13 protein-coding genes are annotated in these 21,134 nt (G+C 70.8%); 8 read left to right on the forward strand and 5 right to left on the reverse strand.

The genetic code is table 11. The features are described 5' to 3' along the window. Window positions 1–18 precede the first annotated feature (18 nt). The 5 genes from AB0O28_RS10695 (at window position 19) to AB0O28_RS10715 (ending at window position 13,268) form a co-directional block, all read left to right on the forward strand. On the forward strand, window positions 19–7,092 hold the full coding sequence (locus AB0O28_RS10695; protein ID WP_363638611.1) for a polymorphic toxin-type HINT domain-containing protein: 7,074 nt from the start codon (window positions 19–21) through the stop codon (window positions 7,090–7,092). A 74-nt stretch (window positions 7,093–7,166) separates the two neighbouring features. After that, window positions 7,167–7,667, forward strand: coding sequence for a hypothetical protein (locus tag AB0O28_RS10700; RefSeq protein ID WP_363638613.1), 501 nt, complete (start codon window positions 7,167–7,169; stop codon window positions 7,665–7,667). Window positions 7,668–7,742: 75 nt separating this feature from the next. Further along, window positions 7,743–10,592 (forward strand): BTAD domain-containing putative transcriptional regulator, encoded by a 2,850-nt coding sequence (locus AB0O28_RS10705; protein WP_363638615.1) that lies wholly within the window; start codon window positions 7,743–7,745, stop codon window positions 10,590–10,592. A gap of 76 nt (window positions 10,593–10,668) precedes the next feature. Beyond that, on the forward strand, window positions 10,669–10,806 hold the full coding sequence (locus AB0O28_RS10710; protein ID WP_363638617.1) for a hypothetical protein: 138 nt from the start codon (window positions 10,669–10,671) through the stop codon (window positions 10,804–10,806). A 281-nt stretch (window positions 10,807–11,087) separates the two neighbouring features. Continuing rightward, complete coding sequence (locus tag AB0O28_RS10715) at window positions 11,088–13,268, forward strand: alpha/beta hydrolase-fold protein (RefSeq protein ID WP_363638619.1); 2,181 nt, start codon at window positions 11,088–11,090, stop codon at window positions 13,266–13,268. A 64-nt stretch (window positions 13,269–13,332) separates the two neighbouring features. On the opposite strand, the gene AB0O28_RS10720 is transcribed toward AB0O28_RS10715, so the two are convergent. Next, entirely contained in the window at window positions 13,333–13,713 is a 381-nt protein-coding gene (locus tag AB0O28_RS10720) for a MerR family transcriptional regulator (protein ID WP_363638621.1), read from the reverse strand. Between the two features lie 127 nt (window positions 13,714–13,840). Here AB0O28_RS10720 and AB0O28_RS10725 point away from each other — a divergent pair, with 127 nt between their 5' ends. From AB0O28_RS10725 to AB0O28_RS10735, 3 genes are all read left to right on the forward strand, one after another. Continuing rightward, window positions 13,841–14,914 carry an alkene reductase gene (locus AB0O28_RS10725; protein ID WP_363638623.1) on the forward strand — a complete coding sequence of 358 codons (1,074 nt, stop codon included), beginning with the start codon at window positions 13,841–13,843 and terminating at the stop codon, window positions 14,912–14,914. Window positions 14,915–15,008: 94 nt separating this feature from the next. Further along, entirely contained in the window at window positions 15,009–15,851 is an 843-nt protein-coding gene (locus AB0O28_RS10730; protein ID WP_363638625.1) for a hypothetical protein, read from the forward strand. Then, a complete protein-coding gene (locus AB0O28_RS10735) occupies window positions 15,791–16,273 on the forward strand; it encodes a DUF4241 domain-containing protein (protein ID WP_363639154.1) in 483 nt (160 codons plus the stop codon). The genes AB0O28_RS10730 and AB0O28_RS10735 overlap by 61 nt, the downstream gene beginning before the upstream one ends. Before the next feature lie 535 nt (window positions 16,274–16,808). On the opposite strand, the gene AB0O28_RS10740 is transcribed toward AB0O28_RS10735, so the two are convergent. From AB0O28_RS10740 to AB0O28_RS10755, 4 genes are all read right to left on the reverse strand, one after another. Further along, window positions 16,809–17,054 (reverse strand): hypothetical protein, encoded by a 246-nt coding sequence (locus AB0O28_RS10740; RefSeq protein WP_363638627.1) that lies wholly within the window; start codon window positions 17,052–17,054, stop codon window positions 16,809–16,811. Then, window positions 17,055–17,387: a DUF6247 family protein gene (locus AB0O28_RS10745; protein ID WP_363638629.1), complete on the reverse strand. Its 333-nt coding sequence runs from the start codon at window positions 17,385–17,387 to the stop codon at window positions 17,055–17,057. A gap of 352 nt (window positions 17,388–17,739) precedes the next feature. Next, window positions 17,740–19,845 carry a 3-hydroxyacyl-CoA dehydrogenase NAD-binding domain-containing protein gene (locus tag AB0O28_RS10750; RefSeq protein WP_363638631.1) on the reverse strand — a complete coding sequence of 702 codons (2,106 nt, stop codon included), beginning with the start codon at window positions 19,843–19,845 and terminating at the stop codon, window positions 17,740–17,742. Further along, complete coding sequence (locus tag AB0O28_RS10755) at window positions 19,842–21,026, reverse strand: thiolase family protein (protein WP_363638633.1); 1,185 nt, start codon at window positions 21,024–21,026, stop codon at window positions 19,842–19,844. Before AB0O28_RS10755 ends, AB0O28_RS10750 begins: the two co-directional genes overlap by 4 nt. Window positions 21,027–21,134 lie beyond the last annotated feature (108 nt).

Genomic DNA, 21,134 nt, shown 5'->3' on the forward strand with positions numbered 1-21,134 from the left:
GTTCAACCGGAGGTAGTCGTGCTCGCTACATGGCGAGGCTGGGCCGGGGTCGCCGGAATGCTGGCGGTCGTGGTGCCGGCCGCTCTGGCCGTACCCGTTCCGGAGGCTCGGGCGTCAGGCGACCCGGGCTGGCACGAGGCGCAGGACCAGCGTCCCGTGCCCGGCCACGAGAGCCGCACACGGGCCGCCGTCCCCGACCCCGGGGCCCGGTTCGATCTGCGGGGCGCCCCCGAGGTGACCTGGCCGCAGCCGGGCACCGCGACGGTCACCCTCGGTCCCCCGGCGGAGGACGCGGCGGCCGCGAAGTCTTCCGCGGGGGCAGGCGCGGAGGCGGGCATGGCGCGGGCCGGCGGGCTGCCGGTGTGGATCGGCCCGGCGGGCTCCCGCGCCGGGACTCCGGCCGGGGAGGAGAGCCCGGCCTCGGCGAGGGCCTCGTCGGAGGACGAGCCGGTCCCGGCCGTGTCGGTGCGGGTGCTCGACCCGCGAACGGCTGAACAGTTGCGGGTCGTCGGCCTGGGCCTCCAGCTGACCCCGCGGGCGACCTCGCACGCGACTTCGTTCCCGACCGCGCAAGCGGCCCCGGGAGCGACGCCACAAGAGGCCGCGCGGGCCGGAGGCGCGGCCCGGCGGGTCGCCGTCCAGGTCGGCTACTCGGGCTTCCGGTACGCCTACGGCGGCGACTGGGCGTCCCGGCTGCGCCTGGTGCGTCTGCCGGACTGCGCGGCCACCACTCCGGACCTGCCCGGCTGCCAGGCACGGACGCCGCTGCCCACCCGTAACGACGTCACGACCGGCCGGTTGACCGCCGACGTGGACCTCGCCGCCGCGACGACGATGACGCTGGCGGCCGAGGCCGCGCCCTCGGGGTCGGCGGGCACCTATGAGGCCACCTCACTGTCACCTTCGGCGACCTGGAGCGTCAGCAACCAGAGCGGCGCGTTCTCCTGGTCGTATCCGCTGCGCCTGCCGCCGGTTCCCGGCGGGCCGACCCCGAACGTCGGGTTCGCCTACTCCTCCGGCAGCGTCGACGGCCGTACGGTCGCCACCAACAACCAGGCCTCCTGGATCGGAGAGGGCTTCGACTACTGGCCCGGGTTCGTCGAGCGCAGATACAAGGCGTGCGCCGACGACGGCGTCACGCCCAAGCGCAACGACCAGTGCTGGGGCAATCACAACGCCACGCTGTCGCTGAACGGGCAGGCCACCGAGCTGGTGCTGGACGACGCGACCGGCACCTGGCAGCCGGAGGACGACGACGGCGCGAAAATCGAGAAGCTGTCCGGTGCCGACAACGGCGACGACGACGGCGAGTATTGGCGTGTCACCAGCCCCGACGGCACTCAGTACTACTTCGGCCGCAACCACCTGCCGGGCTGGACCGACGGCAAGGCGGAGACGGACTCCACCTGGACGGTGCCGGTCTTCGGCGACGACGACGGCGAGCCCTGTCACAAGTCGTCCTTCTCCGACTCCTGGTGCCGGCAGGCCTGGCGGTGGAACCTCGACTACGTCGTCGATCCGCACGGCACGGTCAGCACCTTCTGGTACGGCAAGGAGACCAACTACTACCGCCGCGACGTCACCACGCTGACCGACGGCGCGCCCAACGGCACTCCCACCGTCTATGACCGGGGCGGCTACCTCAAGCGCATCGACTACGGCCAGCGCTCGGACGCGATCTTCACCTCGTCCGCCCCGGCACGGGTCTCCTTCGACGTGAAGGAGCGATGCATCCCGACGTCGAGCTTCGACTGCGCGGCGGACAAGTTCACCAAGGACAACGCCAAATATTGGCCGGACGTCCCCTACGACCAGAACTGCGACTCCGGCGAGAAGTGCCTCGACCGGTACTCCCCGACGTTCTGGACGCGCAAGCGGCTGGCCGCCGTCACCACCCAGGTGCTGTCCGGGAGCGCGTACAAGGACGTCGACACCTGGACACTCGACCAGCAGATGCGCGCCCCCGGCGACGGCACCGCGGCCACGCTCTGGCTGGCCGGGATCACCCACACCGGCAAGGTCGGCGGCACGGCGTCGTTGCCGGCGGTGAGGTTCGGGGGCGTCCAGAAGCCCAACCGCGTCGACGCCCTCGAAGGACGCCCGCCGCTGACCAAATGGCGGATCTCGGCGATCGACAACGAGACCGGCGGCTCCCTGTCCGTCGCCTACTCCGGCGAGGACTGCACGGCCGGCGACACGCCGGACATCGGGACCAACACCCGGCGGTGCTACCCGCAGTACTGGTCGCCCGAGGGCGCGACCTCGCCCAAGCTCGACTGGTTCCACAAGTACGTCGTCACCCAGGTGCGGGAGATCGACCGCACGGGCGGCGCGCCCGACGAGGTGACGAGCTACGAGTACCTCGGCGGCGGCGCCTGGCACCACGATGACGACGACGGGCTGACCAAGGAGAAATACAAGACCTGGTCGCAGTGGCGCGGCTACGGCAGGGTGCGGGTCACCCACGGGGAGGCGCCCGAGCAGCGCTCCCAGTCGGAATACCTCTACTTCCGCGGCATGGACGGCGACGAGATGCCCGGCGGGGGCACGCGGAACGCGAAGGTCACCGACTCCACGGGCGCCGCGGTGGACGACGCCGGCGCACTGCAGGGACGGGTTCGGGAGGAGATCCACTACGACGGTCCCGGCGGGCCCGCGTTGAGCGGCACCATCACCGGTTACTGGGTGAAGCGGACCGCCACGCGCGTGCGCTCCTGGGGCACGACCACCGCGAGCATGGTGCGCGAGGACACCGAGCGCACCCGCGCCGCGCTCGCCTCCGGTGGCTGGCGCCGCACCCGGACCGACACCGACTACAACGCCGACGGCCTGCCCACCCAGGTCGACGACCTCGGCGACGAGTCGACCGCGGGCGACGACCAGTGCACCCGCACGGAGTACGTCCGCGACACCGCCCGATGGATGGTCTCGTACGTCTCGCGGGTGGAGACCGTCACCAAGGCGTGCGGCGTCACCCCGGCCCGGCCCGGCGACGTGGCCTCCGACGTGCGCAAGTACTACGACGGCAAGGCGTTCGGCGCCGCGCCGTCCAGGGGCGACGTCACCAGGACCGAGAAGCTCGGCTCATGGGACGGCGGCCCGCAGTACGTCACCGTCGGCACCACCACCTTCGACGCCTACGGCAGGCCGCTGGTCGTCACCGACGCCTCTGGCGGGAAGACGACCACGGCGTACACCCCGGCGACCGGACTGGTCACCGTCAAGGCGGAGACCAACCCGATGGGTCATGTCACCAGGACCGAGCTGGAGCCCGCCTGGGGCCTGCCGGTCGCCACCGTCGATGTCAACGGCAAGCGCGCCGACCTGGCCTACGACGCGCTGGGCCGGTTGACCGCCGTCTGGCTGCCGGGGCGTGCCAAGGCGACGTACGCCTCGGCGCCGAACATGAAGTTCGGCTACCTGGTCCGGGCGAACGGGCCGACCTCGGTGACCACCTCGACACTCCGCAACGACGGGGCGACCTACACCACCGGCTACGCCCTCTACGACGGCCTCCTGCGTCACCGGCAGACCCAGCAGCCCGCCCCCGGCGGGGGACGCGTGGTGAACGACACGCTGTACGACACGCGCGGCCTGGTCCACAAGACCAACCAGGACTACTACGTCGAGGGGGCCCCCGGCGCCACGCTGTGGACCCCGGCCAGCGACGACGACGTCCCCGGGCAGAGCGTCACCCTCTACAACGGCATGGAGTGGGCCACCGCGCAGATCTTCCGCAAGCGCGGCAGCGAGCAGTGGCGGACCACCACCACGTACGGCGGCGACCGTATCAGCGTCGACCCACCGGCCGGAGGCACCCCGACCACCAGCATCACCAACGCACACGGCGAGCTCGTCGAGTTCCGGGAGTACAGGAGCGACGGCCCGAGCGGGGACTACGACGCCACCACCTACACCTACACGGCCACCGGGCAGCCCGCGACCATCAAGGACGCCGACGGCAACGCGTGGGCCTACCACTACGACCTGCGCGGCCGCCTCGTTCAGCTCGACGACCCCGACAAGGGCACCGCGAAGCTGACCTATGACGACAAGACCGACCGGCTGCTGACGACCACCGACGCCCGCGGCAAGAGCGTCTACTTCACTTACGACGCCCTCGGCCGCAAGACCGCGGAATACGAGGGGACCTCCGCGAGCGGCACCAAGCTCGCCGAGTGGAAGTACGACGTGCTGCCCGACGGCACCGCCGCCAAGGGCCAGCCGGTCTCGTCCACGCGGTATGTGAAGAACGCCGCCACCGGCGCGACGGACGCCTATACCGACGTGGTCACCCGCCTCGACGACGCCTACCGGCCCCTGCAGGCCCAGACGGTCGTCCCGGCCGCCGAAGGCGCCCTGGCCGGCACCTACACCGTCAGCACCGACTACAACCTCGACGGCACCGTCCACCGGGCCGTGCTGCCCGCCGCGGGCGGCCTGCCGGCCGAGACGATGCTGTACGGCTACGACGAGCTCGGCCATCCCACCACCACGCGCGGCCTGACCAACTACGTCACCTCCACCACCTACTCCAAGCTCGGCCAGCTGCTCGACATGACCATGAGCACCGGCCTGAAGCGGGTGAAGGAGACCAACTTCTACGAGGAGGGGACGGGCCGGCTCACCCGGTCCCTCCTCGAACGGGAGACCTCCCCGATCTCGGTCGTGGACACCAACTACACCTACGACCCGTCGGGCAACATCACCAGGATCGCCGACACTCCGTCCGGCCAGACGCCCGACGTCCAGTGCTTCCGCCAGGACCATCTGCAGCGCCTCACCGAGGCCTGGACCGCCACCGACGGCTGCGCCTCCGGACCCTCGGCCGCCGTCGTCGGCGGGGCCGCGCCGTACTGGCAGTCCTTCGGCTACGACAAGGTCGGCAACCGCACCAAGGAGGTCGACCACGGGGCCGGCGGTGACGTCACCAAGACCTACGCGTACGCGGGGGCAGGCAAGCCCCAGCCGCACACCCTCACCTCGATCGCCTATCAGGGCGGCGGCCGCGACGGTCAGATCGACGGCTACACCTACGACGCCGTCGGCAACACCACCGAGCGCGGCTCCGGCCGCACTCTGGAGTGGGACGTCGAGGGTCACCTCGCCAAGTCCACCGACCCGTCCGGCGTCAGCACCTTCGTCTACGACGCCGGCGGGGACCGGCTGATCCGCCGCGCTCCCACCTCGACGACTCTCTACGTCGCCGGGATGGAGATTCGGCTCGACAAGGCCACGGGGGCCAAGAGCGCGACCCGCTACTACTCCCACGGCGGCCAGGTCGTCGCCGCCCGCACCACCGGCAAGGCTCTCACCTGGCTGGGGGCCGACCAACACGGCACCACCGACGTCTCGGTGACCGACGACGACGCGCAGACACCCGTCCGCCGCCGCTTCACCCCCTTCGGGCAGCAGCGCGGCACGCCGCCGTCGTTCTGGCCCGGCCAAAGAGGCTTCGTCGGCGGCGTCATCGACGAGGCCACCGCTCTCACCCACCTCGGCGCCCGCGAGTACGACGCCGAGACCGGCCGCTTCATCTCGGTCGACCCGGTGTTCGACGTCACCGACCCGCAGAGCTGGAACGGCTACGCCTACGCCGGCAACGACCCGGTGAACGCGTCGGACCCGACGGGGCTCATGTACGACGGCGGCACCCAGTGCGGCGTGATCAAGAGCAACCCCTGCAACGGCGGCTCCGGAAGAAAGAGGAACCCCGGCTGCGGAGACTGCGGTGGCGGCCCGGTGTACAACCCGCCGCCCCCGCCGAGCAACCCGCCGCACTGCGGGCGCTGGAGCTTCGGCTGCAAGGCCAAGAACTTCTGGAACCAGCACAAGGCCACCATCGTCAACGTCACCGTCTCGGTGACCGTGACCATCGGCTGCGAGGCGGCCACGAGCGGCGCCGGCAGCATCGGCTGCGCCGCGGCGGGTGGCGCCGCCGGCAACCTCGCCGGATACCTCGTCTCGACGCCGCGTGACCAGTGGAGCATGGGCGGCGCGTTCAGGTCCGCGGCGGCGGGAGCCGTCGCCGGGGCCGCCGGCGGGGTGCTCGGCAAGGCCGCATCGGCGGCGCTCGGCAAGCTGGCCACCACGGCGGCGGGCAAGGTCGTCTCCGGGGCCGTCGGCAAGGCGGCCGGCAAGGCCAGAGCGGCGCTCGGCAAGATGGGCGGCGCCGCGGACGACGCGGCCGCGGCGGGAGAAGGCGCGGCCGCGCGATCGGCCGGAAGGAGCGCGGCCCGAGGGAAGCCGCACGCCTCGTCGGGATCCCCTCGTGGCTGTAACAGCTTCGTCGCCGGCACCCTGGTCAAGCTCGCCGACGGCTCCACCAAGGCCATCGAGAAGATCAAGCCCGGCGACAGGGTCCTCGCCACCGACCCCTCGACCGGCAGGACCTCGCCCAGGCTCGTCGTCGCCGCCTTCTCCGGTGTCGGCTATCTGGGCCTCGTCCAGATCACGGTCGACACCGACGGCGGGAAGGGCGACGACACCGGCGTCATCCTCGCCACCGAGCACCACCTGTTCTGGGACGCTGAGGACAAGACGTGGGTCCGGGCCGACGAGCTGACGCCGGCCGACCGTCTCCGGACTCCGTCCGGCGCCACGGTCCAGGTCGTCGGCACCACCACCGTTCCGGCCCACCCCACCGTCTACGACCTCACCGTCGCCGACACCCACACCTTCTACGTCCAGGCCGGCTCGGCTCCGGTTCTCGTCCACAACTGCCGTCTCGGCCTGCACACCGCCGGCGGACCTCGCGTACGCCCCCGTGACCCGGCCACGGGCAGGGGCGACATCACCGTCGACGATCAGGGCATGGTGCATCCGCCGAGCGCGGAGGACCTGGAGAACCTCAGCGTGGAGGGTCTGTCGACGTTCGACACCGTGGAGAACCTTCGTGCTCTCGGGTTGAACGGTAAGGTGCGTCAGCCGACCAAGCCGCTGGCGGAAGGTCTGGGCGTCGTCTCGGACGGTGCCGGAGTGGGCGGGCCCATGCCAGAGGGGCATCACACCATCTATCCGACGGATAGCATGCCCTTCGACGACTTCGTCGGACGCATCAAGAGCATGGGCTGGGAGAACGTCAAGGGTTGAGCTCTAGGGCTCGTTCCGGTAGACGGGAGCATCCACCGATACGGCCCACGAGCCAGACGCACAGCGGAGGATGAATGGCTCAGCAGGTCACCGATCGGCGTATGTGGGAGGCGATCATCGCAGCCGAGCAGCAGTCCGCTCGGCTGCGCGCCGACTTCTACCGCCACGCGGCGTCGAGGGCAGAGACGCTCTCGGCCGCGCTGAGGGGTTCCACCTGGGATCGCGGAGCGGCGCTCACATTCCTGCAGACCTTTCCCTCCGACGTCCCGGCTCTCCTGCGCCCACTCATGGAGTTGGCCCTGTCGCAGGCGTGGGCCCTGGACGCCAGGAAGGCGATCGCCCGGGGGAGGAGGGACCTCGTGCTGCCCAGCCTGCGGGACCTGGTGGTCGAACAACTTCCCACGGCGGATGCGGACGACCTTCGCAGGATGGCCGAACTGCTCGGCGGCATCGAGGCTTGGCAGCTCCTGCGGGTCCTGGTCCGGCATGCCGCCGGCAGCGACGATCCCGACGCTCGCGAAGTAGCCGAGGATTTCACCGGCCGCTACGGTCCGATGCTGGCGGCGAGTGGTTGACCACAGCGTGATCTTGCTCTGAGTCAGGGAGGTGTCTAGGATCTAGGCGTCTTCGCGACTCAGGGTGGAGGCGGCGTGGAATACCGGCTCCTCGGTTCGGTGCGCGTCCGTGACACGGACGGCCGGGAGGTTCCCCTCGTCCGCGCGAAGCACCGTCAGGTCGTCGTCACCCTGCTTGTGAGCGCCGACAGGGCCGTCACGGCGGATCAGCTCGTGGAGCATCTCTGGGACGGCACCCCGCCCCCTTCGGCGCGGGGCAACCTCAAGACTTACATCTCGGCGCTGCGCCGGCTGCTGTCACCCGCGGACCCGCGGGCCGCGCCGATCGAGACCGTGGGAGACGGATACCGCCTCGTCGTACGAGCCGGCGAGCTCGACCTCCTCACGTTCAGGGACCTCGTACGGCAGGGCCGCGGCCTGCTGAAGGCGGGTGACGTACGCCAGGGGGAGGCCATCCTCCGGAGGGCCCTTCTGCTGTGGCGCGACGACCCGTTCCACAACGTGCCGCGCACCCTCCCGCTTGAGGAGATCGCGGCAGGGCTGTGGGAGGAGCGGCTGGGGGTCTTCGAAGACTGGGTCGGCGCGCGGCTCGATCTCGGTCTGCATGCCGAGGCGATCGGTCCACTCAAAGAGTGCGTACGAAACCACCCGTTGCGTGAGCGCCCGTGGGGCCAGCTGATGCTGGCCCTGGCGCGTGACGGCCGGCGGGCGGACGCGCTCGCGGCCTTCCACGAGCTGAGGACCCGCCTGGTCGAGGACCTCGGCGTGGAGCCGGGGCAACCCCTGCAGCGGCTCCACCAGCGGATTCTCGCAGGGGACGCCGGCCTCTTCCTCGATACCGCCCACGCCGCACCGGACGCGAGCGGCGGCGAACCGGGGACACCCCCGGTGGCGCCCCCGGCGGTGCCGAGGCAGCTTCCCTCCGACACGCCGCACTTCGTGGGCCGGGAGCGGGAGCTGAGCCGCCTGCAGAGCTGGCTGAACCCGCCGGAGGGGTCGCCGCCGACGCCGGTGGTGGCGATCTGCGGCCCGCCGGGTGCGGGCAAGTCCGCCCTGGCCCTCCACGCCGCGCACCGGGCCGCGGCCCGCTTTCCCGACGGCCAGGTGTACGTCAATCTGCGCGGCGCGATGCCCGGGGTGCGCCGGCTGGACACGGGTGAGCTGATCGGCCGGCTCCTGCGGACGTTCGGCACGCCGGGGTCGGAGGTCCCTCCCGACGTCGACGAAGCCGCCTCGGCCCTGCGTACGATCCTCCACGGGAGGCGGGTTCTGCTCCTCCTCGACGACGCCTCCTCGATCGCGCAGGCCGGCCCCCTCCTGCCGATGACGTCCGGTTCCACCGTCCTGCTCACGTCCCGCGAGAACCTGGCGCAGGCCGCTCCCGCCTCGCACGTCGACCTCGGCCCCATGCCACGGGGCGAGGCCGTCGCCATGCTGTCCCGGCGGTTCCAGGCCGGCGGCATCGGGTTCTCGCAGCGAGCCGTCGAACGGCTGGCCGACCTCTGTGACGGGTTCCCCCTGGCACTGCACGTCGCCGGTGCCCGTCTGGCGAGCCGCTCCGGCTGGTCGGCCGACATGCTCATCGAACGCCTGGAGGACGAGAGCAGCCGGCTGGACGTGCTGCGCACCGGGGAGGTCGGCGTGCGCAGCAGCATCGCGGTCAGCTACACGGCCCTGGCCGACAGTGGGCAGGCCCTCGACCGCGAGGCGGCCTCCGCCTTCCGCATGGCCGGGCTGCTGCGCGTGCCCGACCTCAGCCTGGAGGCGGTGGCCGTGCTGCTCGAACGGCCGCCGCGGGCCGCCGAGCAGGTCATCGAGAGGCTGTTCGACGCGCGGCTGGTGGAGAGCCCGATTCCGGGCCGCTACACGATGCACGACCTGATCAGGTTGTACGCGCAGGAGCGCGCGCTGGACACCGAACCGCCGGATCGGCGGGAGGCCGCGCTCCGCCGCGTGCTCGGTTTCCTTCTCGCCACCACGAGTGCGGCCGTACGCGTGATCGACTCGCACCGCCTGCACGCGGGCGTGCCGGAGGTGCCGCAGAAGCCGAAGGCGTTGCACGACCGGGAAGAGGCGACCCGCTGGCTGGAACGGGAACGGCCCAACCTGCTGACACTCGTGGGCGAGGCCTGCGACGCCGATGCCGTGACGGCCCGCCTCGCCGTCGGCCTCGCCCTCAATCTGCAGTGGCATCTCGCCGCGCAGGGGTACCGTCACGAAATGCTCTGGCTCGGCACGAGGTCGCTGCGGACCGCGCGCCGGCTCGCGGACCGGGAGAGCGAGGCACAGGCGCTGGCGATGGTGGCGATGGCGCACCGCTTGCTCAACCACGACGCGGAAGAACTGAAGTGCCTCAACGAACTGCTGGACCTGTGCCGGGATCTCGGCGACCCCCTTGGAGAACTGCGCGCACTCGGCAACCTCGCCAGCGCCTGCCTCCTCATGGAGCGTGCGGAGGAGGCGCTGCGGTACGCCGACCGGCAGTTGATGATCAGCCGCCGGGTGGGGTCCTCGGTGGGCGAGCGCTATGCGCTGATGATGGTGGGCGACGCGCGCCTGGTCCTCGGATCCACAGAAGAGGCCGTCGCGACGCTGCGGCAGGCGCTGCAGCGCGCCCGGGAGGAGGGTGATGCGATGCATGAGGCGATGACACTGCGGCGTCTCGGCGAGGCGTACCTCGCGGCCGGGGACGCCGTCATGGCCCGCGCGCATCTACGGGATTCGCTGGCGAGCTTCGACGCCTGCGCGCAGGGGCCGCAGGAGCGTTCGCAGGCCCTCGTCGCGCTGGCCCGGTCGTCCCGGATGCTCGGCGACCTCGACGAGGCGGCGAGGCATATCGCTGAGGCGCTGCGAATCGCCAGGGAGAGCGGCGATCGGCACGACGAACGGCGTGCCCTTCGGGAGCAGTCCGAGATCCATGGCTGATCGTTCCAGGCCTGTCCGAACTTTCTCGACAGGAAGCTCGTCAATATTCCCGAAGCCCGTTCGAATGGGGAGAAACATGAACAGACTCGTGAAACACCTCCTGATCGCCGCATTGATCGGCTCTGGGCTGGTCGCGGGGAACGGCCTCGTCACTGTGGCCCATCATGCCGAGCCGATCGTCGCGGTCTCCAACCCGGTGGGCAGCTGCTGCTGATCGGTGCCGGGTCGGCGCGGCACGCAGGACTTCTGCCGATCGACGCGGTGTCGCGGTGTCCTTTCGAGGGCGCGGTCGGCAGGCCGAGAGGGTCGAAACGGTCTTGTGTTCCCAAAATGTATCAATTACCTTGACTTGGTGGAATCGCGACTGATAGCGCTTGCGGCCAAAAGAGAGTGAATGCGCCCGTGACGACGGAGGTCCAGGCGCGGAATCCATGGCGCGAAAATACCGGCGATTCGAATCGGTTGGTCGCTGCCGGCCATCAAGGGAGTTTCGGTATGACGTTATTCCATCACGGCGGCCTGCGCCTCAAGGGCCTGCGCCGGCTCTCCGCGGTGATCGCCGCGAGCGTCATGGCGATCGCGGCGGTGTCGCTCACGCCGCGACCGGCGGCGGCTGCGGACACGCCCTGGCTGAGTGTCTCGGACGACGGCTACGTGTCGATCGGCATTCCGGCGGCCTACGTCGAGGCCAACGCGGGCCAGGTGTCGCAGCTGGCCGTCGAGGGGAACTTCGGCCCCTCCTTCGCGTGGGCGGAGTACGGCCTGACCCGCCGGGGCGACGTCTGGTGGGGGGCCCTCGGCCCGCTCAAGCCGGGGCTGTACTCCTACCAGGTGACGGGCGACGACACCAAGGGTCTCAAGGACCCGACGAACGCCACCAGCGTGGCGTCCAAGCCCCTGTGGAGCACCTTCCTCGTTCCGGGCGAGTCGGTGCGCCTGCTGGCGGACGCGCCGCAGGGACAGGGCGGCAAGGTCGAGACCTTGACCTACCGGGCCAAGAAGGAGGAGCGGTCGGCTCTGGTCTGGACCCCGCCGGGGTACGCGGCCAAGGGCGGCAAGCCGTATCCGGTGTTGTACCTGCAGTCCGGCACGGACAGGAGCGCCACCGACTGGCTCGATCTCGGCCGGGCCAAGCAGATCCTCGACAATCTGTCGGCAGGTGGCTCCATGGAGCCGATGGTGGTCGTGATCAGCGGCGGTGACGGGCCGGCCGACGACAAGGAGCTGAAGGACCTCCGCGCGGCGGTCGCGGGCAGGTACCGGGTCCTGCGCGACCCCGCGCACCAGGCGATCGCCGGTGTGTCCGAGGGCGGGACGCGGGCTCTGCGTGCCGCTTTGGCCAAGCCGAACGACTTCGCCTACGCCGGCTCGTTCTCGGGTCTGCTCACGGAGATCCCCGGCGGGAAGCCCGGTCCCGCACCGGGCCCCGGGGTCACGCTGGTGCGTCTGTACACCGGGAACGTGACCGATCCCGCGTACAACGCGACCGTCCGCCTGACGAAGGCGCTGGACCGCGCCCGTGTCAGGTACGAGTTCGACGGGGTCAACCCCGACGGCGGGGCGAACTGGAACGCCTGGCAGGAGAACCTGATCGACTTCGTGCCGCGGCTGTTCCGTACGGTGAGGGACCACGGTCCGAGCGCCGGTCACGGACCGCTGAAGGGCGAGTTCACCCCGCCCGCGCCCGGCACCACGCCGACGCCGTTCGTGCGGGACGGCTTCGTCACCTTCGAGACCACGACGGACTTCAAGGACGCCAAGCACGTCACGGTGTGGGCGAACGACGCTCCCGGCGGGAGCTGGCTGCGCGTTCCGATGTCCCGTGACGGCGACCGGTGGCGGGTGACCATCGGTCCGCTGGACCCGTGGTTCTACTACTACCAGTGGATCGTGGACCGAGTCGCGGTCAAGGACGCGTCGAACCCGACGAAGGTGACCTCCGAGCCGAACTGGAGCAGCTTCTTCATCCCGGGCGAAAGGTCACGCCTGCTGTCGGACGTTCCCGCGGGCCGGGGCGGGAAGGTCGAGAGCCTGATGTACCACAGCGACGTCGCGAACCAGGACCGGACCGCGCTGGTGTGGACCCCGCCCGGCTATGACGCCAAGCGGGCGGAGCCCTACCCCGTCTTGTACCTCCAGCACGGCAGCGGCCAGAGCTACACGGACTGGGTCGAGATGGGACGCGCGAAGCAGATCCTCGACCACGAGTATCTGGACGGGAAGCTCGTGCCGATGGTGGTCGTGATGGGCAACGGCAACGTGCCCGACTTCACCAAGGAGCTGCTGGACAACATCGTCCCGGCGGCCCGCGCCCGCTACAACGTCTCCGGCGACCCGTCGGGGCAGGCCCTGGCCGGTCTCTCGATGGGCGGTGTGCAGACGCTCGGGGTGCTCAAGGCGTACCCGGGCCGGTTCGCCTACGTCGCGGCGTTCTCGGCCTGGTTCGGAGACGGCACCGGCGTCGACGCGGCGGCGATCAACAAGGGGACCAAGATGCTGCGCCTGTACGTCGGCGACCAGACCGACTTCGTGCAGCCGTTGTTCATGGGGTCCCTGCCCACCTTGGACAGCCTCGGCATCCGCTACGAGTTCGACGGGGTCACGCCCGGACCGCACGGCTGGGACGTGTGGCAGAAGAACCTCATCGACCTGGCGCCGCGCCTGTTCAGGCGCTGATCCACCACTTTCGCGGCGCGGTCGCCCACGCTACGGGCGACCGCGCCGCGTCCGTTCGTCACCGTCATGCCCGAGGCCGGCGAGGCGTCAGCTGGGCGCGGTGCGCGCGGTTGACGTCGATGAGCAGGTCGAGGGCGTCGCGGGCCCGGGCGAGCTCGTCGATGTGCCGGCTGATCCGGTCCCGCTCCTGGAGCAGCCGCTCGAACGCCTCGTCGGAGTTCCGCTCGCTCGGGGAGTCGACGCACGGCAGCACTTCGGCGATCGTCCGGCTGGAGAGCCCGGCGGCGTACAGGCACTGGATGAGCCGCACCCGCTCGACCTCGTCCTCGGTGTAGTGGCGCTGACCGCTGGGGCTGCGCGTGCTGGTGAGCAGGCCCTGCTCCTCGTAGTAGCGCAGGGAACGGACGCTCACCCCCGCCCGCCCCGCCAGCTCGCCGATCCGCATCGCGCCTCCTGTCGGAAAAACCTCGGCCCAAACGCTTGCCTCTGACGTCAATGTCAGGTCTTAGCGTAGTCGCGTGTCCAGCCGGCGGACGCGTCCTTCCACAGGAACCCCTGAAAGGCGCTCAGAGATGACGACCCTTTTCGACCGCTACCAGCTCGGCGCGCTGACCCTGCCCAACCGTGTGGTGATGGCGCCGATGACCCGGGTCCGCGCGGCCGCGGGCGGCCTGGCGACGCCGTCGATGGCGGCCTACTACGCCCAGCGCGCCACCGCCGGGCTCATCGTGACCGAAGGAGTGCAGCCGAGCCTCGTCGGGCAGTCCAATCCGGGCACCCCGGGGCTGTACACCGACGAGCAGGTCGCGTCGTGGCGGCCGGTCACCGACGCCGTCCACGCCAACGGCGGCCGCGTCTTCGCCCAGATCATGCACGGGGGCCGCGTCTCCCACCCCGACACCACGGGGATGCGGCCGGTGGGCCCCTCGGCCGTCGCCGCCCCCGGCGAGGTGTTCACCCCGGCGGGGCCGAAGCCCGCGCCGGTGCCGAGGGCGCTGGAGACCGCCGAGGTGCCCGAACAGGCCCTGTCCTACGCGCAGGCCGCTCTCCGTGCCGTCGACGCCGGCTTCGACGGCGTGGAACTGCACGGCGCGAACGGCTACCTCATCGCGCAGTTCCTGTCGAGCACCGCCAACCTGCGCACCGACGCCTACGGCGGGTCGATCGCGAACCGCGTCCGCTTCGCCGTGGAGGCGGTGTCGGCGACCGTCGAGGCGGTGGGAGGCGACCGGACGGGCATCCGGCTCTCGCCCGGCGCGGGCTTCTGGGGCGCGGAGGAGAGCGACGTCCCCGAGCTGTACGGCGCGCTGCTCGCCGAGCTGGCCCCTCTGGACCTGGCGTACGTCCACCTCGAGGCCACCACCGACGAGGACGTGCTCGTCGAACTGCGTAAGGCCTGGCCCGGCACGCTCATCGTCAATCCGGTCTTCCCCATGGGCCCGCGGCAGACGGACAAGGCGGCCGCCGATCACTGGCTGGGGCTCGGCGCCGACCTGATCAGCTTCGGCCGCGCCTTCATCGCCAATCCCGACCTCGTCGAGCGGCTGCGCCAGGGACTTCCCATCGCGCCGGACGACGAGTCCACCTGGTATCAGGGCGGCGACGCCGGCTACCTCACCTATTCCGCGTACCGCCACGCGGCCTGACCGCGCCGCTCCGGGCAGCCGGAGAAGTGTCGGCGTCGGCCGCTAAGGTCTGGGCCGTTCGCATCTACGGGAAGGCGAGGTCGGCAGGGTGCTCGTGAACGAGTTGGACCTCACGTACTGCGAGGGATGGGATCCCGCGAGGAAGGCCGCGGTCGGCCTGCTCTCGAAGGGCGCCGCCGCCGAACGGGACAGGCGCGGCGAGCAGTACGCCGTTGTCGTGTCCGCCGGCCGCCCGTGGATGGTGCTGGAGGTCGCCTGGGGACACGGTCACTGGGCCGTCTGGTTGCTGGACGAACAAGGCCGCCGGACCGTCAAGTACGACCATCGCGTTCTGGCTGACGACCAGATCTTCCTGCGCCACACGCGCGAGTGGCGCTACGACTCGGCCGAGCAGGCCGAGTTCGACACCGGGGCCTGGACCAGGAGCCGCACGTTCAGTCCCGATGGCCGCTGCCAGGAGATTCTCAAGCCCAAGGGGGAGAGGGGCGGGTCGAGGCACACCTGGACGAAGGCCGACCCCGGCCGGTTGTGGTTTCCGATGCCGGTGTTCGGTGAGTGGGCGTTCGCGCGCCGGTACCACTCCGGTCTCTCTCCGGCCGCCGCTGTGCGCGTCACCGGCGCTCCGGACGTGCCGGAGCGTGTGACACCCCCATGGCGTCCTCCCGCGCCGCTGCGCCCCACATGGCTCGATCGGATGTTCCGCCCGGGGGAGCGCTTCGCCCTCCCCGAGATGGGCGAGATCCTCATGGACGTCAGGCCGGGCCCATCCCTGGTGATGCCCCACCGGCAGAATGATCGCGGCCGATCCGGGATGCGTCGAGGACGACACCGAGGCGTTCACCGTCGCGGTCCCCCCCGGGCACGTACGAGGTCAGCCTGGCCGTCGCCGCCTTCGCGGACGATCCCGAGCACCGGCGCGTGGCCGGGGTCAAAGTGACCATCGCCGATCGGCCGCCGGTGACCTGGGAACTCGCGCTGAAGCCGGGCCAGGATCCGAGACTGCTCAGCGATGGGGAGTTCCACGGCTTCGGCGTCGACACCGGCATGGGGTGCCTGTTCGACGCCTCGGCGGTCCAGGCGCTGGCCGCCGTCGGCGATGACGACGACGAGTTCGAACGCATCTCCGATCTGGTTTGCGAGCATGCGTGGGCCGAGTTCGACGCCGTGCCGGGCGTCAACTGCGTCGCGTTCCTCAGCGGCTGGGGCGACGGCGCCTATCCAGTCTGGGTGGGCCGCGACGCGGACGAGCGACGTCGTCTGCTTCGTCGCCGACATGCTCATCCTGGACGACGCAGCCATCTGATCCATCCGCCGGCATCCTGCTCGACCGGTGGAAGACCGGCGAATTCGCCCGTGTGATCGAAGCGCTCCCAGGCGCTGGATGCGTATATGGAGCACGACAAGAAGGTGGAATATTTATGACCGGCGGCTTTCTATCGGAGCTGGAGGCTCTCATCGGGCCTCCTGTCAAGGCTGCTCCACCAGTTTGACTGCACAATTATGGTCGCGGAATACGGGCGGTACTGGCACTTCCGTGGGTCACTGCTGGAATTTCTCGTGGGAATCCTCTCGCAGACAATCCGTTGTCCGATTCTCTCGCCCAACTGGACGGAGAACCGCACGGTCGAGCAATCCGCTCGCGCTGATATCGAGGCTGCTCAGGCCCTCGCTGAGGCGCGGTCACGAGAACGTAGGGAGCGCAAGGAACGTCTTCGTCGACAGGGTTACTGATCACTGCTTCGCGCCGCACGGCTGTTCTGCTGAGTGGTGAGATGTCACGGACCCGCCTGTCGGCGGAATCTGCGTGGAGAGCGGCGACCTGGACCCGTCGGGCGTGCGGTGCAAGGCTCGCGCGCGGAAAGGCAGGCCGCTGTCTCAGCGGCAGGCGCGGCCGCTATGGCCACTCGATGCGAACAAGGTAGCTCTCACGTTGCTCGTCGAGGACGACGTAGGTGGCGAGTCCCCGTTCGCCGAAGGGGTGAGTGAGCATGTTCGATCTCGGCTTGGCCCGGTTGCAGGGTTCTCCGCTCCACGGAGCGGGCTCCAGAAGCGTGAACAGTTCCGCGAGCGGGCGCAGCGCTTCCTCAGGGAGCGCGGCGATCTGCTCTTCGGCTATCGGATCGATGACGAGCTTGTACACCTACACATCGATTCCGCGAGCGGCGAGAATCTCGCGCCACGACTTGCCCTCTGCACGGGAGCCGCCGGCTAGGACCTGTTCGGCCCGGTTGTGCATCTGCCTACGGCCTTCGGGATCGCGTACCGAGTCACAGGCGGAAATCCACCACCGGTGCACGAACGTATTCAGCGCACTCAGGTCCAGGCTGACCCTGACCTCGTCGAGCACCGCCTTGAGCCCCGCGTCGAACGCCTCGCGGTCCTGGGGGATGACCAACGCGGCGCGTATGGCACGCAGGTTCTTCTCCGGCAACGGCGTTTCACCCAGTACGAAGTCGTGCGGCTGCGCTGTCATGGCCTGCTCCCTTCCCGCTCACAAAGCCTAAGACAAGGGGCAACAGTTTTCCGGCTCGGCAGGGCTCTCGGGCTCGGGGCATGCGGGCGCCGGCTGCGGCTGCCGTAGGACCGGGCCGCCGCGCCGGTGTGGCGCGGCGGCCCGGGTGCTGGGGCCCTGTGGTGCGGGGCCCCGGTGTTCCGCACGGCCCTGTGGTTGAAGGGCCTTGTGGGCCCGCGGTCTCGTGGTTCGCGGTGCCGTCGCGGAAGGCTCGGAGGGGCCGCACGGCGCGGGCGCGTGCCGCATCGGCGGCAGGCCTGCCGGGCGGTCCAGGCGTCAGGCCGGGCCAGGCCGGGCCGGGCGACCCCGTGCGTCAGGCCGGTACGGAGGCGACGCCGGGCTCGAGGAAGCGGGAGCCGGTGACCTCCTCGGAGATGCCCGTCCGGTCGAGGTACGGCGTGATGCCGCCGGTGTGGAACGGCCAGCCCGCGCCGAGGATCATGCACAGGTCGATGTCCTGCGGCGCGGCGACCACGCCCTCGTCGAGCATGAGCCCGATCTCCTGGGCGAGGGCCCGCAGCGCGCGCAGCCGCACGTCGTCCGCCGACGAGGGGGACGAGCCGCCCTCGAACAGCGCCCGCACCTCCGGGTCGATCTGGAAGTCCGCGCCGTAGAGGCCGGGCTTGCCCGCGGCCACCAGCTTGGCGAGGTTCTCCGAGACGCCGAAGCGGTCCGGGAACGCCGCGTGCATGGTCTCGGCCACGTGCAGCGCGACGGCCGGGCCGACGAGCTGGAGCAGCGCGAACGGCGTCATCGGCAGGCCGAGCGAGTCGAGCGCGTGGTCGGCGGCCTCCAGCGGGGTGCCCTCGTCGGCCGCGGCCGTGACCTCACCCATGAACCGCGTCAGCAGCCGGTTGACGACGAACGCGGGCGCGTCCTTCACCAGCACGCACGACTTCTTCAGCGTCTTGCCGACCGCGAACGCCGTGGCCAGCGTCGCGTCGTCGGTGGCGGCGCCCCGGACGATCTCCAGCAGCGGCAGCACCGCGACCGGGTTGAAGAAGTGGAAGCCCACCACCCGCTCGGGGTGCCGCAGGCCGGAGGCCATGTCGGTGACCGACAGCGACGAGGTGTTGGTGGCGAGCACGCAGGTGTCGGACACGACCTCCTCGACTTCGGCGAAGACCTTCTGCTTCACGCCGAGGTCCTCGAACACCGCCTCGATCACGAAGTCGGCGTCGGCGAAGGCGTCCTTGGTCAGCGACCCCGTCACCAGGCCCTTCAGCCGGTTGGCCTGGTCGGCGGAGATCCGGCCCTTGCCCAGCAGCTTGTCGACCTCGGCGTGGACGTAGCCGACGCCCTTGTCGAGCCGGGCCTGGTCGAGGTCGGTCAGCACGACCGGGACCTCCAGACGGCGCGCGAACAGCAGCGCGAGCTGCGAGGCCATCAGCCCGGCGCCCACCACGCCGACCTTGGTGACCGGGCGGGCCAGCGACCTGTCCGGCGCGCCGGCGGGCCGCTTGGCCCGCCGCTGCACCAGGTCGAAGGCGTACAGCCCGGCGCGCAACTCGTCGCTCATGAGCAGGTCGGCCAGCGCCTCGTCCTCGGCGGCGAAGCCCTCGTCGCGCGAGGCCGTACGGGCCAGCGCCACAAGGTCGAGCGCCCGGTACGGCGCGGGGGAGGCCCCCCGCATCTTGAGATCGACGAGGGTCCTCACCTGGTCGACCACCGGCGCCCAGTCCTCGGCGGCGTGGTCGGCCCGCTCGACGGTCACTTCGCCGCGCAGCACCTGGGCGGCCCACCGCAGCGACTCCTCCAGGAAGTCGGCGGGCTCGAACATCGCGTCGGCGATCCCGAGGGCGTACGCGTCGCGACCCTTGATCATGCGGTTCTGCGACAGCGGGTTCTCGATGATGAGCTTGAGCGCCTTCTCGGGGCCGATCAGGCGGGGGAGCAGCTGGGTGCCGCCCCACCCGGGCACCAGGCCGAGGAAGCACTCCGGCGTCGCGATGGCCGGGACGCCGGACGACACGGTGCGATAAGCGCAGTGCAGCGCGATCTCCAGCCCGCCGCCCATCGCCGCGCCGTTGACGAACGCGAACGACGGCACGTCCAGCTCGCCGAGGCGGCGGAACACGTGGTGCCCGAGTTGTCCGATCGCCAGCGCCTCCTCCCGGGAGGACACCGCGGCCGCGCCCTTGAGGTCGGCCCCGACCGCGAAGATGAACGGCTTGCCGACGACGCCCACGGCCGCCAGATCCGAGCGCGCCGAGATCGCGTCGAGCGCGTCGTTCAGCGCGAGCAGGCCGTACGGGCCGAAGGTGTTCGGCTTGGTGTGGTCGTGGCCGTTGTCGAGCGTGATCAGCGCCATCGTGCCCGCGCCGTACGGAAGCTCCACGTCGCGGACGAGCGCCTTGGTGACGACCTCGTCGGCGTTCTTGCCCTCCAGGAGGGACTTCCAGGTGTCGAGGGTGCTCATGACAGGTTCTCCCAGATGACCGTGCCGCCCATGCCCATGCCGACGCACATCGTGGTGATCCCGTAGCGGACGTCGGGCCGCTCGGCGAACTCGCGCGAGAGCTGCGTCATCAGCCGTACGCCCGACGACGCGAGCGGGTGGCCGAACGCGATCGCGCCGCCGTACGGGTTGACGCGCGGGTCGTCGTCGGCGATGCCGAAGTGCTCCAGGAAGGCCAGCACCTGTACGGCGAACGCCTCGTTGATCTCGAACAGGCCGATGTCGTCGATGGACAGCCCGGCCAGGCGCAGCGCGCGCTCGGTGGAGGGGATCGGCCCGATGCCCATCACCTCGGGGTCCACGCCGGCGAAGGCGTAGGACACCAGCCGCATGCGCGGGGTCAGACTCAGCTCCCGCGCCACGTCCTCGGCGGCCACGATGCAGCCGGTCGCGCCGTCGTTGATGCCGGAGGCGTTGCCCGCCGTGACGCGCCCGTGGGCGCGGAAGGGCGTCTTCAGACCGCGCAGGCCCTCCAGCGTCGTGCCGGGGCGCGGCGCCTCGTCCACGGTGGCCAGGCCCCAGCCCTCGGCGGCCTTGCGGGCGGCCACCGGCACCAGGTCGCGCTGGATCCTGCCGTCGGCGTACGCCTTGGCGACCTTCTCCTGGGAGGCGACGGCGAAGGCGTCGGCGCGCTCCCTGGTGATGGACGGGTAGCGGTCGTGCAGGTTCTCCGCGGTCATGCCCATGATCAGCGCCGAGCCGTCCACGAGCTGCTCGGACAGGAACCGGGGGTTGGGATCCACCCCCTCGCCCATGGGGTGGCGGCCCATGTGCTCGACGCCGCCGGCGATGGCCACGTCGTACGCGCCGAAGGAGATGCCGCCGGCCACCGTGGTGACGGCGGTCATCGCGCCGGCGCACATGCGGTCGATGGCGTAACCGGGGACCGACTTCGGCAGGCCGGCGAGCACCGCCGCGGACCTGCCGATGGTCAGGCCCTGGTCGCCGATCTGGGTGGTGGCCGCGATGGCCACCTCGTCCACCCGCTCCGGGGGGAGGCCGGGGTTGCGCCGCATCAGCTCGCGGATGACGCGGACTACCAGGTCGTCGGCACGCGTCTCGGCGTACAGGCCCTTCGGGCCCGACCTGCCGAAAGGCGTCCGAACGCCGTCGACGAAGACGACTTCACGGGACGCAGGCACGGGTTCGCTCCTACTTGTCGGTAGCTTCCGGCCACCCATGCTACTGGTCAGTAACCGGCTCTGGGATCCCCGGGTCCACGGAGGCCCGTGAGTGATCGTTAACTGCAG

This window comes from Microbispora sp. NPDC088329 (assembly GCF_040685655.1).
Taxonomy (GTDB): Bacteria; Actinomycetota; Actinomycetes; order Streptosporangiales; family Streptosporangiaceae; genus Microbispora.

Excerpts from the sequence above, each read along its gene's own strand:
- AB0O28_RS10725 (WP_363638623.1), top strand. The coding sequence starts at position 13,841 with ATGACGACCCTTTTCGACCGCTACCAGCTCGGCGCGCTGACCCTGCCC.
- AB0O28_RS10750 (WP_363638631.1), bottom strand. The coding sequence starts at position 19,845 with ATGAGCACCCTCGACACCTGGAAGTCCCTCCTGGAGGGCAAGAACGCC.
- AB0O28_RS10715 (WP_363638619.1), top strand. The coding sequence starts at position 11,088 with ATGACGTTATTCCATCACGGCGGCCTGCGCCTCAAGGGCCTGCGCCGG.
- AB0O28_RS10745 (WP_363638629.1), bottom strand. The coding sequence starts at position 17,387 with ATGACAGCGCAGCCGCACGACTTCGTACTGGGTGAAACGCCGTTGCCG.
- AB0O28_RS10710 (WP_363638617.1), top strand. The coding sequence starts at position 10,669 with ATGAACAGACTCGTGAAACACCTCCTGATCGCCGCATTGATCGGCTCT.
- AB0O28_RS10720 (WP_363638621.1), bottom strand. The coding sequence starts at position 13,713 with ATGCGGATCGGCGAGCTGGCGGGGCGGGCGGGGGTGAGCGTCCGTTCC.
- AB0O28_RS10700 (WP_363638613.1), top strand. The coding sequence starts at position 7,167 with ATGGCTCAGCAGGTCACCGATCGGCGTATGTGGGAGGCGATCATCGCA.